Source organism: Pinibacter soli, assembly GCF_029961145.1.
GTDB lineage: Bacteria > Bacteroidota > Bacteroidia > Chitinophagales > Chitinophagaceae > Pinibacter > Pinibacter soli.
Genome location: NZ_JASBRG010000002.1, coordinates 83,372 through 99,171, shown reverse-complemented (window position 1 = coordinate 99,171; position 15,800 = coordinate 83,372). Strand labels below are relative to the sequence as shown.

At 40.4% G+C, this 15,800-nt stretch carries 11 protein-coding genes; 5 read left to right on the top strand and 6 right to left on the bottom strand.

Features of this window, described 5'->3' with window-relative positions; all coding sequences use genetic code 11:
* Positions 1-66: 66 nt before the first annotated feature.
* Complete coding sequence (locus QJ048_RS03845) at positions 67-1,755, bottom strand: NAD+ synthase (RefSeq protein WP_282333008.1); 1,689 nt, start codon at positions 1,753-1,755, stop codon at positions 67-69.
* A gap of 271 nt (positions 1,756-2,026) precedes the next feature.
* Here QJ048_RS03845 and gldB point away from each other — a divergent pair, with 271 nt between their 5' ends.
* The 3 genes from gldB (at position 2,027) to QJ048_RS03830 (ending at position 6,432) form a co-directional block, all read left to right on the top strand.
* Positions 2,027-3,034: a gliding motility lipoprotein GldB gene (gene gldB, locus QJ048_RS03840; protein WP_282333007.1), complete on the top strand. Its 1,008-nt coding sequence runs from the start codon at positions 2,027-2,029 to the stop codon at positions 3,032-3,034.
* A gap of 292 nt (positions 3,035-3,326) precedes the next feature.
* Entirely contained in the window at positions 3,327-5,345 is a 2,019-nt protein-coding gene (locus tag QJ048_RS03835; RefSeq protein WP_282333006.1) for an OPT family oligopeptide transporter, read from the top strand.
* Positions 5,346-5,727: 382 nt separating this feature from the next.
* Complete coding sequence (locus QJ048_RS03830; protein ID WP_282333005.1) at positions 5,728-6,432, top strand: hypothetical protein; 705 nt, start codon at positions 5,728-5,730, stop codon at positions 6,430-6,432.
* Positions 6,433-6,528: 96 nt separating this feature from the next.
* Here the strand turns inward: QJ048_RS03830 and obgE are convergent, their stop codons facing one another.
* A complete protein-coding gene (gene obgE, locus QJ048_RS03825) occupies positions 6,529-7,533 on the bottom strand; it encodes a GTPase ObgE (RefSeq protein ID WP_282333004.1) in 1,005 nt (334 codons plus the stop codon).
* A 173-nt stretch (positions 7,534-7,706) separates the two neighbouring features.
* The gene (locus tag QJ048_RS03820; protein ID WP_282333003.1) at positions 7,707-8,297 is read right to left on the bottom strand and encodes a TetR/AcrR family transcriptional regulator; all 591 of its coding nucleotides are present in this window, start codon (positions 8,295-8,297) and stop codon (positions 7,707-7,709) included.
* 183 nt (positions 8,298-8,480) lie between these two features.
* Here QJ048_RS03820 and QJ048_RS03815 point away from each other — a divergent pair, with 183 nt between their 5' ends.
* Positions 8,481-9,404 (top strand): PfkB family carbohydrate kinase, encoded by a 924-nt coding sequence (locus QJ048_RS03815; RefSeq protein ID WP_282333002.1) that lies wholly within the window; start codon positions 8,481-8,483, stop codon positions 9,402-9,404.
* Positions 9,405-9,577: 173 nt separating this feature from the next.
* On the opposite strand, the gene QJ048_RS03810 is transcribed toward QJ048_RS03815, so the two are convergent.
* Positions 9,578-11,281 (bottom strand): lamin tail domain-containing protein, encoded by a 1,704-nt coding sequence (locus QJ048_RS03810; protein ID WP_282333001.1) that lies wholly within the window; start codon positions 11,279-11,281, stop codon positions 9,578-9,580.
* Positions 11,282-11,588: 307 nt separating this feature from the next.
* Here QJ048_RS03810 and QJ048_RS03805 point away from each other — a divergent pair, with 307 nt between their 5' ends.
* Positions 11,589-12,587, top strand: a complete 999-nt coding sequence (locus tag QJ048_RS03805; protein WP_282333000.1) for an aspartate-semialdehyde dehydrogenase — start codon at positions 11,589-11,591, stop codon at positions 12,585-12,587.
* An 84-nt stretch (positions 12,588-12,671) separates the two neighbouring features.
* Here QJ048_RS03805 and QJ048_RS03800 read toward each other — a convergent pair whose 3' ends face one another.
* Positions 12,672-13,577: a DUF4349 domain-containing protein gene (locus QJ048_RS03800; protein ID WP_282332999.1), complete on the bottom strand. Its 906-nt coding sequence runs from the start codon at positions 13,575-13,577 to the stop codon at positions 12,672-12,674.
* Between the two features lie 1,037 nt (positions 13,578-14,614).
* Positions 14,615-15,796 carry an aspartate aminotransferase family protein gene (locus QJ048_RS03795; protein WP_282332998.1) on the bottom strand — a complete coding sequence of 394 codons (1,182 nt, stop codon included), beginning with the start codon at positions 15,794-15,796 and terminating at the stop codon, positions 14,615-14,617.
* Positions 15,797-15,800 lie beyond the last annotated feature (4 nt).

Genomic DNA, 15,800 nt, shown 5'->3' with positions numbered 1-15,800 from the left:
CGAGGTTTAAATTTATCCTCCTTTGCTCTCTTTGCACAGCCTTTGAGATCTTTGCGGTTAAAAAGCTTAACTAAGATATTTCCCCACAATCGGCATTCTTCTTCCCACACCAAAAGCCTTGCTGCTTACTCGAATAATGGGACAAAACTGATTGCGTTTATACTCATTTGTGTTTACCAGCTTTAAAATTCTTTTTACAAGCGCTTCATCAACGCCCATTGCGATGATCTCTTTCGGTCCTTGTCTGCGTTCTATGTATTGATACAATACTTTATCCAGCACATCGTATTCGGGAAGGCTGTCTGTGTCTTTTTGTCCGGGGCGCAATTCCGCAGACGGTGCTTTGGTAATAATATTATCAGGAATGATTTCTTTTTCCCGGTTAATGTATTTCGCCAGCGCATATACTTGTACTTTATAGGTGTCACCTAAAACACTGAGTCCTCCGGCCATATCGCCATACAACGTTCCGTAACCTGTAGATAATTCGCTTTTATTGGAAGTGTTTAACAGAATATATCCAAACTTATTGGAGATAGACATTAGCAAATTTCCTCTGGTGCGACTTTGTGTATTTTCTTCTGCTACACTGAAAGGAAGGTCCTTGAAAATAGGTTTGAGTTCCGTAAGAAAAGCATCATAGATGTTTTTGATTGGAACAATGTCGTATGGATTGCCAAGATTTTTGCTGAGCTGTTCTGCATCACTTACAGAGTGATCACTTGAATATTGTGAAGGCATTAAAATAGCTCTCACATTTTCTGCGCCCAGAGCTTCGCAAGCCAAAGCCAGCACCACAGCGCTATCAATGCCGCCGCTGCTACCGAGAATTGCTTTTTTAAAACCCATTTTGCTGAAATAATCACGAATACCCAGTATTAAAGCATCATGAATTTTATTGATCGCTTTTGTGTCAATCAAATGATCGATCGTTGCAGCTGCGTCTTCTATTTTAACGGATGGATCAATAGCAGGGCCAGTACTGCTTTTGCCAAAATTTTCATTTATTTCAACAACTGTAAAATCTTCCTCGAAATATTTAAGCTCTTGTACAAGATTGCCTTTTGCATCGTATACAACGCTGCCGCCATCAAACACAATCTCCGTTTGTGAGCCAACACAATTGCAATACAGCATTGGCAAATTGTACTTCAGCACGTTTTCACGCACAATGTTTTTTCTGCTCACTTCCTGGTTGTAATCAAAGGGTGAAGCAGAAATATTGATCATCAAATCTGGTTGTTGGAGGATCAATTTATCCAGCGGTGAAACTCTGTATAGTGGAGCATCAGTAAGGTTCCAGATGTCTTCGCAAATAGTTAGCGCAATCTTTTTGCCTTTGAATGGAACAACGTGCCAGTCGTAGGCCGGTTCAAAATAACGGTACTCATCAAACACGTCATAAGTTGGCAACAATGTTTTATGAACTACTTGCTTGATTTCTCTTTCATATAAAAACCAGGCGGCATTAAAAAGATCTTTGCCTTCAGGAGTTTTATTTCGCTGCGGCCCGCCTACAATTACGCCGATCGTATCTGTATGTACTTTGATTTCGTCAACAGCTGCGTAACATTTATTGATAAAGTCGTCAAATTCAAGAAAGTCCCGCGGAGGGTAGCCACAGATGGATAACTCTGAAAAGACCACCAGATCTGCCCCCTCTGATTTCGCCTTCTTAATGCCATCAATGATCTTGGCGGTATTGCTTTCAAAGTTTCCTATATGATAATTCTGTTGTGCTAAAGCTATTTTCATCTGTAATTTTTGAATTTATTTTGGTCAGATGGAATTCGCATAAATGTATCATGCATTCGGGAGGTAAAATGGTAAGCATGCTCATTTCATCTGATAATCTTGTTTATTGCTGGAAGAAAATTAATCAAATCTTGTGCTTAATTTGCGCCAGCTCATTTCACAACGTTTTGTTGTAATAGCAAATTTCAGTAATAAAATAATACCCGCAACGTTTCATTACTGTTTTGAAAACGACGGCGTTCTGGGAGCGCTGGAACAAATATGACTGACAATGAAAAAACTGATATACGGTTCACTCGCTTTTTTTTTATTTTCATGTGGTAACGCTGGCCCCGATGTAAGCAAAGTGCCCGTCGATATTCAAATTGACCGCTTTGAGCAGCCGTTCTTTAAGATAGACAGTAATAATGCTATGCCTGGTTTGAAAGCAATTGAAAAACAGTTTCCGGGTTTTGCAAACGATTTTACTGAAAACATTCTCGGCGCGGGGCCAATAAACGATACGAACAAAGTTTTGCCTGTAGCCGCAAAACATTTCATCAGCAGTTACTTAGCGGTGAATGATTTTCTACAAAAGCAATATAGCGATCTTTCCTGGCTGAAGCCCGAGCTGAAAGATGCATTTCAGCATGTGGAATATTATTTCCCAAAATATAAAACGCCGAGAATTATAACATTCATCGGGCCATTCGATGCGCCAGGTGTGGCGCTTACGCCAAGCGGATTGGCGATAGGGTTGCAATCCTATGCGGGAAGAAACTATCCTTTTTATATGAGCGATCAGGGGCAGGAGATTTTTCCATCGTATATCTCCCGTCGTTTTGAGAAAAAATATATCACAGTGAATTGTATGAAAGGCGTTGTGGAAGATCTGTTTCCCGATCAAAGCGGCGCTTTGTCATTGGTTGAGCAAATGGTAGAAAAAGGAAAAAGATGGTATTTGCTTGACAAGTTTGTTCCGAAAGCGGATGATAGTTTGAAAACAGGATTCACAAAAAAGCAACTTGACTGGGCAAAAGCGAACGAAGGAAATGTGTGGAACTATATGCTTCAGCAAACAGATATTTTTACAACGGATCATTCTTTTATAGAATTATATGTTGGCGAAGGCCCATCTACCCAAGGCTTTCCGGAAGATAGCCCCGGCAATATCGGCCAATGGATCGGCTGGCAAATTGTAAAGGCTTATGTGGCTAAGAATTCTTCACTTACTCCTCAGCAGGTAATGCAAACAAGTGCCAAGGCGATTTTTGAGGGATCGAAGTATAAACCGAAGTAGCCAATTAAGAATTAAGAATTAGGAATTTTTCTGTGTAGAAACGGAAATGAAGAGTGAAATTCTAGCTAGGCGTAAGGTAATGTCTAAGCAAAAGCAGTGCGTTTGGCATTAGGCCTTAAGTTTTAAGCAGAAGAGTAACACTCGACAGACTTTCGTACATCGTAAGCCTTGCTTTGTACATTCCAGCGCCATAATGGTAAATCTCTCAAATTCCACCACCCAAAACTCATTACTTACTACTCATAACTTATAACTTTCTCCGTATCTTGACGGCTCTTAAAAAACGATGAGAATGAGCGATAAGAAAGCCTTTCAGCCTTTTATACCGTCAGAAGCCAACATTAAAGAGTTTACGATAAAGTCCGTACTCCTTGGATCATTTTTCGGGATTCTGTTTGGAGCGGCGAACGTTTACCTCGCCCTGAAAGCGGGGCTTACAGTATCGGCTTCAATTCCCATCGCGGTGCTTGCGATAACGCTTGGCCGAGTTCTCTTCAAAACAACCATTCTTGAAAATAACATCATACAAACTGCCGGAAGCGCCGGTGAGAGCATCGCTTCAGGCGTTGTGTTTACTTTACCGGGTTTTCTTTTTTTAAGTGATCCCGCTAGCGGCGAATTTTTCAATTACATCACCATCACGACGCTGGCAATTTTCGGAGGCATGCTGGGTACACTGATGATGATTCCTTTAAGACGTTCACTCATTGTAAAAGAACATGGAACGCTTCCCTATCCTGAAGGTGCTGCTTGTGCAGCCGTTTTGGAGGCAGGAGAGAAAGGCGGTGATTTTGCCAAGACAGCTTTCTGGGGATTGGGCGTAGCCGCGGTGTACGCGTTTCTGCAAAAAGTATTACATGTGATTGCTGATGTGCCCACCTTCGTTACAAGTTTAAAAAATAAATATTTCCCGGCAGCAAGACTTGATGGCGAAATTACGCCGGAGTATTTAGGCGTTGGATATATTATTGGCCCTCGCATTGGTGGTGTGTTGGTGGCGGGAAGTGTGCTGAGTACATTCGTTTTAATTCCTTTACTGGCAACACTTGTACCGGGCCATTTGATTTTTGAACAATTAAACAAGCTGGGGATAAGCCCTGATAAATTTGGCTGGGATCCACAATCTCAAACTTTTGCAGATACAACTGAAGCAATCTACCGTGCATATGTTCGTCAGATAGGTGCCGGAGCAGTAGCGGCCGGTGGTTTTATGACATTGATAAAAACGATTCCTACAATCATTTCATCATTCAAAGAAAGCCTCGGCGCAGTTAAAGAAAAAGGCGAAAAAAGTATTGCACGAACAGATCGCGATCTAAATATAAAAGTGGTGTTGTTTGGAAGTATCGGATTGATTTTATTGATGTCTTTATTGTCAATAATACCAGGTGGAAGCTTTGCCAACAGACTTTTGATTGGAGTGTTGGTAATCATTTTCGGAGCCTTCTTCGTAACGGTTGCTTCCCGGATTGTGGGATTGATCGGGTCTTCAAATAGTCCTATTTCCGGAATGACCATTGCAACGGTTATGGCTACCTGTCTTGTGTTTATAGGTTTTGGATCCAGCGGAAAAGTTTTCGAACCAATGGCACTTGTTGTAGGTGGTATTATCTGTATTGCAGCGGCTAACGCAGGCGCCACTTCACAGGATTTAAAAACGGGATTTCTTATAGGGGCTACACCAAGAAATCAGCAAATAGCGTTATTCATAGGAGCAATTGTTTCCTCTATCGTTATCGGCTGGACGGTGAAAATTTTGGATACCCCCACTGCAGAACTCGCTGCAAGAGGTGTGAAGCACGCAATCGGCGAAATTTATCCTGCTCCACAAGCTACATTAATGGCCACTCTTGACAAGGGCATTTTATCATTTAACCTCGATTGGCAATTTGTATTGGTAGGTGTATTTATTGCAGTGGTAGTAGAATTGTGCGGTATTAACGCATTAAGTTTCGCGGTGGGAGCATATTTGCCACTGTCAACCACTTTGCCAATATTTATCGGGAGTGCCGTTAGAGGCATCGTTGATATTCGATTAAAAAAGAAAGGCGTTGAAGAAGATGGAAAAGAAGATTTGAGAAAAGGAAACCTATTTGCTACGGGTCTTGTTGCGGGAGGCGCTTTGGCCGGGGTAATTGTAGCTATTTTGAATGTATTTTTTGAAAACGGTATGAAAAAGATCAGCCTCGGTGATGCCGTCGAAAGCGCATTGGGCAATACAGGATATTCACTTTTAGCAGTTGCTTTCTTTGCCGCGATGGCGTTGATGCTCTTTATTGTTGGCAATAAAAAAGAAGACACAAAGGTGTAGTGATGTGCGATGTACGGTGTATGAAAGTCATTAGGAGCTGCTCCCTAATGACTTTCATACACCATACATCGTATTTCGTACATTGTCATATAAGTTCTGATTTTCAATGTGTTAACTTCCGTTTTTCCGTTTTTTTCACATTCTCTTGCAGGAAACAGATTTCCATTATACATTTGGGTTAGATAAGGTCTCGAAAATCCATTCTTCTGCAACAAACCCTCTGCACCAATACTCCAATCTACCATTAGTCATATAGTCCGTTTTGGCGGATAATTATATATTCAATTCTCTATTCCTATTTAAAACCAGGTACTGATCCAAACTAAGTTTTCCTGAAGAAATACCGTTAAACAAATCGTATTAATTAAAGATTTTACCCGAAATGAAAACTTGTATCATTCTCCTCAGTATGCTGGTTGCCGGTCTTTCTTATGATCAGGCATATTCTGCTCAAAGCAACAGCGATCAATTCAATGTTAGCAAAAACAATTCAGTTAGTTCTCCGGCGGATTCTGCAAGCTTGCAGCTGACGGATTTTCTGGCACTATACAGAAAAAATAGTGTGATTCTTAACTGGACTGCCCCCAAGGAAGAAGCTGACGATCATTTTGTAATTGAACGTAGTACGGATGGTGTGCATTTTCAACAAACAGGAGATGTGCCCAGCTCAGGTGCATCAGATATGAACGTGTTATACGCCTATTCAGATAATGTAAGAGCTATCAACACGCTAAAGAACGACATCTATTATCGTGTTAAGCAAGTTAATAAAGATGGCAAATCAGTTTATTCAAAGCTATTGCTGGTACGTGTTTTCGGTACCAAAGCGCTGAAAGTAATGAGCATCACACCTAACCCGGTTTTGAATAACATCAGAGTGAGTGTGGAGCTAAACGACGATGCGATGGTGGCGATGAAAGTTAATAAAACAGACGGCTCAGAAGTGATCCGCAAATCAGTAAAAGGAACAACCGGTCAAAATTCATTTGAAATAGAAGGAACAAAAGATTTGCCTAAAGGAAACTATTTCCTGGAAGTGATCGTGAATAGCTATGAGAGAATGACTTTGCAGCTAATTAAAGAGTAAGTAAAGAATTCAAAAATAAAAGTCAAAAGTCAAAAAAGAAGGTCTCCGCTTTGGGTTGCCCTTTTTGACTTTTGACTTTTTATTTTTGAATTTGATCTATGATTGTTGGCTTTCATTCAAACTCGCCCACAACATATCCTTCAGCTCTCTCAAGCCTTGTTGCGTAACGGACGAAATAAATACGTGCGGAACGTTTGTCGGTAGATCCTTTGCAATAGCTTCTTTTAACTCATCATCCAGCATATCGCTTTTGCTGACAGCTATTACAAAATCTTTTTGCAGCATTTCCGGATTATATTCTTCAAGCTCTTTATGCAGAATATCAAACTCTTTTTTATGATCGGCACTATCGGCAGGAATCAAAAAAAGCAAAATAGAGTTTCGCTCAATATGACGCAGGAAACGATGTCCTAAACCTTTTCCTTCGGCTGCCCCCTCAATAATTCCCGGAAGATCGGCAATACAGAAAGACTTGCCGTCACGATATTCTACCATTCCAAGTTGAGGAGTCAATGTTGTAAAAGCGTAGTCTGCAATTTTAGGTTTCGCAGCAGTCATAACGCTCAGCAGCGTCGATTTGCCGGCATTGGGAAAGCCTACCAAACCTACATCTGCCAATACTTTCAGCTCAAGATATTTATATCCTTCGGTCCCAGGTTCTCCCGGCTGAGCATGTTCTGGCGCCTGGTTGGTAGGTGTTGCGAAATTTGAATTACCTAAACCACCGCGGCCGCCGTACATCCAGATCACCTCCTGGCCATCTTCCAGAATTTCCACTTCCTGCAAACCACTTTCTTCATCCTTTGCAATGGTTCCCAGCGGAACATCTATATAAATATCTTTTCCGCTGCGGCCGGTACAGTTTGTACCACTGCCAGCCTCGCCATTTTCGGCCAATACGTTTTTGTAATAGCGCAAGTGAAGCAAGGTCCACAGGTTCTTGTTTCCACGTAAAATAATATGACCACCGCGTCCGCCGTCGCCCCCGTCAGGACCGGCCATTGCGTTGAATTTTGTGCGCAAAAAGTGCTTGCTGCCAGCTCCTCCGTGTCCGCTTCGGCAGAAAATGCGGATATAATCTATAAAGTTTGTCTTTTCCATTCGAGTGGCAAAGATAGTTTAATTGAAAATGGAAAATTGAAAGTTGAAAATGAGCGAAGAAAGAACGCAGATTATCATGACTTTCATGATTATTATGATCTATTCAAAATCATAATAAATCATCACGGTCACGGCAACCAGAGTTCCATTCATTTTCAATTTTCCACTTTCAATTATTTACCTAGTCCTTTGAGCAATATCAACAAAATATTTTCCTCAAGGTCTTTGGCTGAAATTTTTTGAACGCTGCGGTGCCAGGATTCAATTCCACTAACGGCATGCAGCATGATAAGCACAGCGGTTGGTGCATCAATATCCTTTACCTCTTTGCGTCTGATTCCTTCTTCTACAATGGCAGTAATGCGTTTGCGGTAAGCTCTTCTTTCATTATGATAGTTGGTGAGATGCGGTTCAGACAAGTGTTTCCAGTCCCGGTCAACTACTTGCACCACTTCATAATTATTGATCATTTGATCAATGTGAAAGCGTAAGATTTTTTCAATTTTCTGAATAAAAGGGGTATCTTCTTTTTCAATGGCATCAATGTTTTCCGTGTAATGCTGGGCTGCCTTAAAGCATATCTCCTGGAGAAGTTCCTCCTTGGAGCGAATGTGATTATACAGGCTGGCAGCTTCTACACCCACGCGTTCCGCAAGGTCGCGCATGCTGCTGGCACTAAATCCCTTCTCAAAGAAAAGTTTAGATGCTTTTTCAACAATGGTTTCCTTCTTGGTCGCGTTCTTAGAGCTTTTGATCTTTGCCATAAAACGGCAAAGTTAATAAAACTAACGGTTGTTAGGAGGGGTAATTTGAAAATGTGTGAATTTGAAAATTTGAAAATGGAATTAAGCAATCGTTATCAATGCTACATTTACGGTACGCCCAATTTTCAAATTTTCAAATTATCCTAATTTTCAAATTATATTTGCGCAACTTAAAAATTAAATATGTCTTTAATAGCTGTAGGAACAATGGCTTTCGATGCCATTGAAACCCCTTTTGGAAAAACAGACCGTATCATTGGTGGCTCTGCAACTTATGTGGCTTATGCAGCCAGCAATTTTGTGCAACCCATTAAACAAGTGTCAATCGTAGGTTATGATTTTCCTGAAGAAGAAATGAACGATTTGAAAAAACGTGGCGTAGAACTGGAAGGCGTAGAAGTTGTTAAAGACAAAAAATCATTTTTCTGGAGTGGCCGTTATCACCTGGATATGAACAGCCGTGATACGTTGGTTACGGACCTGAACGTATTGGCAGACTTCAATCCGGTTATTCCTGAAAGCTATCAGGATGCAGAGTTCCTGATGCTTGGTAACCTGGCTCCTGCGATTCAGAAAAGTGTTATTCTGCAAATGAAAAAGCGTCCGAAGCTGATAGTTATGGACACGATGAATTTCTGGATGGAAATAGCAATGCCTGAGCTCGAGGAAACATTGAAACTGGTTGATGTATTGATGGTAAACGATAGCGAAGCAAGACAACTCAGCGGTCAGTTTTCTTTGGTGAAAGCTGCAAAACAAATCATGAAAATGGGACCTAAATACCTGATCATTAAGAAAGGTGAACATGGTGCTTTATTGTTCCATGAAAATGAGGTGTTCTTTGCGCCTGCATTGCCGCTTGAAGATGTATTTGATCCTACAGGAGCTGGCGATACATTTGCCGGAGGCTTTATGGGCCACATCGCTAAAACAAAAGACATTTCTTTTGAGAATATGAAAACAGCGATTATCATGGGTTCTGCGTTGGCTTCTTTCTGCGTAGAAAAATTCGGTCCTACACGTTTAAAAGAAATCACCAAAGAACAAATCGATGCACGTATTCAGCAATTTGTTGACCTGGTGAATTTTGATATTAAGTTGGGTTAAGCTATTGGTAACAGTGGCCGGTAGCCGGTTACAAGTAGCCAGTACATTCACTACGACGTTTTAATAGAAAATAGAAGCTGCATACACATGCAGTTTCTATTTTTTTTAAATGACGGTACTAAAAGTCCGGTTACTGGTAACTGGCGGCCGGTCTACCTATCAACAAAAAAACATTACCGTAGTCTCCGCGCCAATACCACCACATTCTTAAATAGCTGCGACTTTCCCTGCAGGTTGAAAATTTCTGTAACGACAATATAGTTTCCAATGGGCAACGGCTTGCCTTGCTCGTCCACGCCATCCCATCTGAAATAGCCGCTCTGGCTGCATAACCCGTTCTTTACGAGATTTCTTACCGGACTTCCTTTGGCATCAAAAATGTAAATGTTGCAAACATAACCTCGCTCAGAAAATTGATAGTTGATCGTAGCAAAATCATCGAAGCCGTCATTGTCGGGAGAAAAAACTTTCGGCGAAATATCAATCATCCCTTGCGGCTGTTCGCTTGTTTTGAATTGGGAATTTTGATATGTAGGCGTGCCATAACCCGCACTAGCTGCGGCGGAGTGCCAGTTGCTTTGGTTTTGGGTGGGAGCATCAAAATCGGTTCTTTCAAGAGCAACGCCTTTGGGATTTTCAATTAATGCGAAATGCCATTTGCTGTCATATCGCAAGTCGTCAATGATTCTTCCCTGCTTGTTTAAAATTATACAAGAGCCATTTTCATTGGGGAATGACGGCATTGACGAAAGTTCAATCATCATTTCAGGATTTTTTACGAGGTATTCTTTCCGCACTGCCATTGAGTTTTCGCTTATCACCAGGTAATCATTTGGAAAGAGTAACCGGCTTTCTGTTGTAAGTTGTTTGATGGAGTTAAGTTCGCCCGATGATGAACGATTAGCAATGTAGAGTTCTTTTACATCAAGTATTTTATTGCTGCGGTTGTATAGTTCCACATAATCAACGCCGGTAGGAGTTGGGTTGAAAAGTATTTCGTTTATCGCAATGTCGAAGCTGTCTGTGGCTGAAGGAAGACCTGTTTTGATAACCATGTTATCCATAGTATTTCCGCTGCAATCTTCAATGTTGCTTAGAGAAAAATCATAAGGTCTATTTACTGTTAAACTGTTGGTGAACTCAAGAATGACATTTGTAAATGAGGGCTGTTTGACGACAACCGAGGCTATTGCGTTATCGTTAAGCATATAGTTGGTCTTGACAGAAGCCTGTATACTGTCAACAGGTTCGTTAAAGACCAGCGTGATGTGTTTTTCGTCGCTGGCAAAAGCTTTCAATAATTGTGGTGCGGTATTATCAATGTTTACGGCTTTTACCGAGTTCTCTTTTCCAGGTGTACCGCCTTTGTCATTTATGCTTGCCGTCCAATTAGATGCGCCACCACAAGGATTTTGTGTATCGATCATTTCGAGACTCCAGCCGCCCTTGCTTTTGATGTCGTTAAACCAACTGCGACTGTAACTCACGCTGTGAATGGTTTTGCCCTCGGGAGAAAGAAGGAAGATTTCGTCACCATCTGCATACAGCGTCGGAAAATTGGTAACGGAAATGGTCGGTGCAATGGTGGACAATGCCGCGAGATTACTGCTGGTGCAGATCAACAGAAAGCTGTCTGGTTTCAATAAAACACTTTGACTGATTGCAGCTGCTGAATTTGCAGAGCAAAGCTTCCAGTTTTTAAGATTGATGACAGTCGGCGAAGCATTTTTAATTTCCACATATTTTGCCGGAGGCAAGCCCACCACGGGCGAGGGAATAGGCATGATTTCGGTAATCAGTATGTCGAATCTTTTTGCCTGGGCATATGAAGCATAGTTAAGAAACAGCATTGCTACGGCTGTAAAAAAGAATTTCATGGTGTAAAAGCAGGCTTTTCAAGCAGTTGGCCGAGGTAAACGGGAGAAAATGGAGGAGGCAAGTTATAAATATTTTAAAAACTTATTTGGATGCAAATATCCCGCAGCTTATTTTTGCGACTCGATTATGAATTTTATTATTACAAATACCAAGAAGATTAAGAAGCACATCTCAAACGGGGAAGGTGTTTAGTCTACTTGTGTATCAACATAACTGAGCCTTCCTGAAATGGGGAGGCTTTTTTTATTCATTTATAAAACAAACTAAAACGAACCGGCCTCTCACCGGTTCACAAAATCAACGATTATGAAAGATTTAAAAGTTGCTGTTGTTGGTGCTACTGGATTGGTGGGTACGAAAATGCTGCAGGTTTTGGCAGAAAGAAATTTTCCTGTTGCTGAAATCATTCCTGTAGCGTCTGAAAAGTCTGTCGGTAAAGAAGTTGAATTCAAAGGAAAAAAATATAAAGTGGTTAGCGCTGCAGATGCAATTGCAGCAAAGCCAAATGTTGCAATATTTTCTGCGGGTGGTAGCACGTCTCTTGAGTGGGCTCCAAAATTTGCAGAAGCCGGCATCACTGTAATTGATAACTCTTCAGCATGGAGAATGGACCCAACAAAAGCGTTGGTAGTTCCTGAGATCAATGCAGATATTTTGAATGCAGATACAAAGATCATTGCAAATCCAAACTGCTCAACCATTCAAATGGTAGTAGCGTTGAATCCATTGCATGCTAAATACAAAATCAAAAGACTTGTGGTAAGCACGTACCAAAGTGTTACCGGTACTGGTGTTAAAGCGGTTACTCAGTTGGAAAATGAAAGAAAAGGTATCCAGGGCGAGATGGCTTACAAATATCCAATTGATCTCAACGTGATTCCTCAAATTGATGTGTTCCTAGAAAACGGTTATACTAAAGAGGAAATGAAAATGGTGAATGAGACTAAAAAAATCATGCGTGATGATAGCATCCGCGTAACATCTACAACTGTTCGTATTCCTGTAATGGGCGGCCACAGTGAAGCGGTGAACGTAGAGTTTGAAAAAGATTTCGATCTAGCTGAAGTAAAAGAGTTGTTGTCGAAAGCACCCGGTGTTGTGGTAGTAGATGATCCTGCAAACGCACAATATCCAATGCCTAAAGATGCACACGAAAAAGATGATGTATTTGTAGGAAGATTGCGTAGAGATGAATCTCAGCCAAACACATTAAACATGTGGATCGTAAGTGATAACCTTCGCAAAGGTGCTGCTACCAACGCTGTTCAAATAGCTGAGTACCTTAACGGCAAAGGATTGTTGTAATAAATAGTTTCATTGTTTTTTTATGAAGGGTTAGTGTAGAGACGCATGAAAATGCGTCTCTCTTTTTATTTACGTAGTGTCCTGTTATTTCAAACTGATTTTCTTGTAATTTCTAACAAGGAAATAAACTCCAACACATAATAAAATAACCGGCCAAACTTTTATAATTGCCAGTATCAACTCTCTAAGCATTTCCCAGCCAGACAATAACGATTCGCCCAAAAGACTAATGAACGAAGGCCGATAAGGCCTAATACTTTTTTCTGCAGTAAGCATTTCGCTTTTCACCGCTTCATTTTGATATAGAGAAATCTTAACCGTGCTATATTTCACTTTATCGTTCAGGTCAAGATTGGCAACTAATGCATCATCGGCTTCCTGTTCTTTTCCAATCAACTTGTCTTCAGCATCCAGCATATCATTTAATTTTTTGCCCTTGTTGTCAATCGCTTTGGTAATTCTTGAAAAATGTTGCGTGGTTCTTTTTTGTGTGAGCGTGTTACCTAGTTCGTTAAGCGTAACATCTTCTGCTTTGATGATTCTGTAATCAATGAATCCGATCAGTGTCGCAATTGACTTCAATGTTGTGTCAAGTTCCTGGTTCGGCACTCTTATCTCAATATCGTTAGACATATTGTAGTGAACCGTTTGAAGAAGAGAATCGGCGGTAACCTGCACCGTTTCTGTATTTGCAATGTTGTTTGTAAGATTGGTATAGGTCACAAAACCCTTGTTTTTGCAAACAATGTCTTCGATTTTATATGAGGTCGTTACAACATTATCGACTTTGAATTTAAGGACCGCTGTTCTGATAAATTTTCGCTGATCAGGAAATGATTGATTTGCCAAAGAAGCTGGAATGCCGGTGGCTGTTGAGTCTGCAGCGTTTGCATCTAATGATTTACTTTCTGAAGAATAGCGGCTCTCGCAGCTTATGATGGAAATGGCAATTGCTCCCACTATTGAAATTTGTTTCAAATAGAGATTCATGTTTTAAGATTATGGCGTTAAATAATGATGAACATCTTGCATAGGAATATGCAATGAATGGTGAAGCATAATTGCCGGCAATGCTTGTAAATATTATTAATAGCTGCTTTGCTAAAATGTAACCTTTACTGACCGTTATGATAAAACGGTTTTGCATTATTATAACATATGTAACACTGCGAGATCATATTTGCCTTTTGGGCCAAAATAGTTTTTTTTCAGCGCAACTATTTTACAACGATCAACATCTAGGAAGGCAAGTATCTGGTTGTTGATTACTAACGAGTATGCTGTAAATTAGGTAAGCATCGGCACAGATTACAAACGGGACTTATTCTATGAAAAACGAGTTCGATCAAAAACAGTAAGTACTGGCATAGGTTACTAACGGATAAATTATTCTATGAAAACTGAGGTTGATCACAGAGATTACTAATGGTCACAAAGCAATTGTTTCTGTCAAAACAATATGAATTTGTGTTACGAACTAAAGGAAAGTATTGGTCCAGGTTACTAACGGTCAAACCTTATTCTATGAAAAAAACTACTTGTTTGACACATTCATCATGGTCGGATGAATGGAGGTTTGGTCAAATGGTTACTAATGGGTGTAATGACTTGCGAATTCTTTAACCGCCTTAGGTAAACAAAGGCATAGGTAATTTGGCAGTTAAAGCCTTCTAAGCATTACAGGTCAAAAGTTACTAATGGGAGTAATACAAGCTTTTAATTCAATTATTCAAAGTCATGGTCGGTGACTTATTGTGACAACTTGTATTTGGTTATGCTAACGCTTCTTTATACTGCAAACTAAAATAAGTCACCTCAATCTGCCTAAAAAAATTTTCAAATTAGCCTTTTGTTTTATAAAAAAGGACGAGCTTTTATATGTAGAAAAAGATTGTGCATGTAAAAAGCGTTGTTATACAGGTGAAAATATATGCACCAGTAGAAAAAACTTTTTTCATAATTCGCTTGGCCTTTGTCAACAAATTAACGGCTAAAATGCTGTTTCTGTCCTTTTTTGAAAGTGCTTTTTACAAGCTATTACACACCTCAACTATAATTTCACAAGCCCTTTCTATTTCTTTTTTTGAAATTGTAAGGGGCGGGGCAATACGCATACAATTGGCTCCAAACAAAAACCAATCTGTTAAGACGCCTTTCATAATGCACGCATCAATAACTTTTTTATTGGTGTCAAAACTATCGAACTCGATTGCCATTAATAAGCCACGGGAACGGACGTGTTGAATTTTTGGATGTTTCAATAAAGCGCGGAAAAGAAACTCTTTTTCCTTAACAGATTCAATAAGTTTATTTTTTAAAAGAAACTTCATTGCAGCCATTCCTGCGGCACAGCAAACGGGATGTCCGCCAAAGGTTGTAATGTGCCCAAGCACAGGATTTTCTGTAAATGAGTTCATTATCTTTTTGTCAGCAATAAAAGCACCTAAAGGCATTCCGCCACCAAGGGCCTTTCCCAGTAAAACGATATCCGGTGTAATGTAATATTGCTCAAATCCCCACAGTGAACCGGTTCTGCCGAATCCGGTTTGTATTTCATCAAGAATCAGAAGGGTGCCCGTTTCAGTACATTTTTGTCGAAGAGAATTCATCCACTCAAGCGATGGCGCATATACGCCTTTCTCAGCCTGAACAGTTTCAAGAATTACGCAAGCCGTTTGTTCATCAATTGCGTCTATAGCTTCATGTGAATTGTATTCGAGATGCTTAATGCCCGGCAATAGCGGTCTGTAGGCATTTCTAAAATATTCATCACCAATGATGCTTAATGCGCCTTGGGTAGAGCCGTGATAAGATTTATTAAACGCGATGATGTTTGGTCGACCAGTAAATCGTTTGGCAAGTTTCATTGCACCTTCTGTTGCTTCAGCTCCGGAGTTGGTAAAATACACACTGTTCAAAGATGCCGGCAAATGGTCCGTTAACATTTTTGCATATTGCACTTCAGGAGTTTCAATAAACTCTCCATATACGAGCAAATGCAGGTAATCGTCCGCTTGTTTCTTTATCGCCTTTACCACTTTAGGATTGCGGTGGCCAACATTGCAAACACTAATTCCGGCAATAAGGTCAATATATTCCTTTCCCTGTTTGTCCCAGAGCTTTGTGCCTTTTGCTTTTACAATTTCAATCGCAAGCGGAGCGGGAGAAGTCTGGGCAACATGCTGAAGAAATAATTGTCTGTTGTTCATAAGT

Coding starts and splice junctions, on each gene's coding strand:
- QJ048_RS03845 (WP_282333008.1), bottom strand. CDS start 1,755: ATGAAAATAGCTTTAGCACAACAGAATTATCATATAGGAAACTTTGAA.
- gldB (WP_282333007.1), top strand. CDS start 2,027: ATGAAAAAACTGATATACGGTTCACTCGCTTTTTTTTTATTTTCATGT.
- QJ048_RS03835 (WP_282333006.1), top strand. CDS start 3,327: ATGAGCGATAAGAAAGCCTTTCAGCCTTTTATACCGTCAGAAGCCAAC.
- QJ048_RS03830 (WP_282333005.1), top strand. CDS start 5,728: ATGAAAACTTGTATCATTCTCCTCAGTATGCTGGTTGCCGGTCTTTCT.
- obgE (WP_282333004.1), bottom strand. CDS start 7,533: ATGGAAAAGACAAACTTTATAGATTATATCCGCATTTTCTGCCGAAGC.
- QJ048_RS03820 (WP_282333003.1), bottom strand. CDS start 8,297: ATGGCAAAGATCAAAAGCTCTAAGAACGCGACCAAGAAGGAAACCATT.
- QJ048_RS03815 (WP_282333002.1), top strand. CDS start 8,481: ATGTCTTTAATAGCTGTAGGAACAATGGCTTTCGATGCCATTGAAACC.
- QJ048_RS03810 (WP_282333001.1), bottom strand. CDS start 11,281: ATGAAATTCTTTTTTACAGCCGTAGCAATGCTGTTTCTTAACTATGCT.
- QJ048_RS03805 (WP_282333000.1), top strand. CDS start 11,589: ATGAAAGATTTAAAAGTTGCTGTTGTTGGTGCTACTGGATTGGTGGGT.
- QJ048_RS03800 (WP_282332999.1), bottom strand. CDS start 13,577: ATGAATCTCTATTTGAAACAAATTTCAATAGTGGGAGCAATTGCCATT.
- QJ048_RS03795 (WP_282332998.1), bottom strand. CDS start 15,796: ATGAACAACAGACAATTATTTCTTCAGCATGTTGCCCAGACTTCTCCC.